1 protein-coding gene is annotated in these 1,698 nt (G+C 71.6%); it reads right to left on the reverse strand.

Features of this window, described 5'->3' with window-relative positions:
- Positions 1–166: 166 nt before the first annotated feature.
- On the reverse strand, positions 167–1,543 hold the full coding sequence (locus G6018_RS11470) for a phosphomannomutase/phosphoglucomutase (protein WP_179526177.1): 1,377 nt from the start codon (positions 1,541–1,543) through the stop codon (positions 167–169).
- Between the last annotated feature and the right edge of the window lie 155 nt (positions 1,544–1,698).

A 1,698-nucleotide genomic window follows, 5' to 3' on the forward strand; every position in this document is an offset into this window, starting at 1 on the left:
GAACCCGGTGAGGCCGTCCAGCGCCCCCGAGTCGACGGCCGTCGCGACCGATCGGAGCTGGGCCCCGGCCATCGACGCGTGGAGCAGGGCCCCGGTGGCGTCGGAGGAGCGCAGGGCCTCGGCGTCGTCCAGGTCCACCCGGCCGGCCCCGGTGTCGCTGGTCAGGTCAGGCACGGACGATCGCGAGGACCTCGTCGACCACCGCGGCGACGTCCTCCCTGGTGGGCGCCTCCGCGTTGAGGCGCAGCAGCGGTTCGGTGTTGGAGGCCCGCAGGTTGAACCACGCGCCGTCACCGAGGTCGACGGTCACGCCGTCGAGTCGGTCCACCGACACGGCCCGGCCGGAGAACGCGTCGATGACCTCCTCCATCCGGGCCACCTGCGCCTCCGCGGAGTCCAGCGTCGAGTTGATCTCCCCGGACGCCGCGTACCTGGTGTACTCGGCCATCACCTGGGACAGCGGGGCGTCCTGCTCCCCGAGGGCGGCGAGGGTGTGCATCGCGGCGAGCATCCCCGAGTCGGCGCCCCAGAAGTCACGGAAGTAGTAGTGCGCCGAGTGCTCGCCGCCGAAGATCGCACCGGTGTCCGCCATCTGGGCCTTGATGAAGCTGTGGCCGACGCGGGTACGGACCGCGACGCCGCCCTTCTCCTCGACCAGTTCGGGGACGGCCCGGGAGGTGATCAGGTTGTAGATGATCGAGGCGCCGGGTTCCTTGTCGAGCTCGCGCCCGGCCACCAGCGCCGTGATGGCCGACGGGGCGACGGGCTCACCCCGCTCGTCCACCACGAAGCAGCGGTCGGCGTCGCCGTCGAAGGCGAGTCCGATGTCCGCCCCGCTCTCCCGCACCAGCGCCTGGAGGTCGACCAGGTTGGCCGGTTCGAGGGGGTTGGCCTCGTGATTGGGGAAGTTGCCGTCGAGCTCGAAGTACAGCGGGACGATCTCCAGCGGCAGTCCGCTGAGGACCGCGGGCACGGTGTGGCCGCCCATCCCGTTCCCGGCGTCGACCGCCACCTTGAGCTGACGGATGCCCGACAGGTCGACCAGCTCGCGGAGGTACGCACCGTAGCCGTCGAGGACGTCACGCTCGGAGACCGTCCCGGCCTCACCGTCGTGGGCGGGGACCCCCGCGACGACCTCGTCGGCGATCGTCCGGAGTCCGGACTCCTGGCCGACCGGCTTGGCACCCGCACGGCACAGCTTGATGCCGTTGTACCGGGCCGGGTTGTGGCTGGCGGTGAACATGGCGCCCGGGCAGTCGAGCAGTCCCGAGGCGTAGTAGAGCTGGTCGGTCGACGCGAGGCCGATCGTCACCACGTCCAGCCCCTGGGAGGTGACGCCGTCGCCGAACGCCCGGGACAACGACGGGGAGGAGTCCCGCATGTCATGGCCGACCACCACGGTCTCCGACCCCTCGGACCGCATCAGACGGGCGAACGACGCACCCACCTCGCGGACGAAGTCCTCGTCGATCTGCTCGCCCACGACGCCGCGGACATCGTAGGCCTTGATGACGGCTCGGACGGACTCGGCGCTGCGTGCCACGTGCTGCTCCAGGGATGAGAGGCGGTCGGACGGTGTCATCATTCGACCCTACCCGGCGGGTTACCGGCCGGGCCGTCGCTTGCGGCCGCGGGCTGGTCGGTGTCCCGTCAGCCGAGTCCCGGCCCCGGCTCCCGCGCACGGTCGACGGGACCCGC

It is taken from the genome of Dietzia sp. DQ11-44, from assembly GCF_014145205.1.
GTDB classification, from domain to species: Bacteria; Actinomycetota; Actinomycetes; order Mycobacteriales; family Mycobacteriaceae; genus Dietzia; species Dietzia natronolimnaea.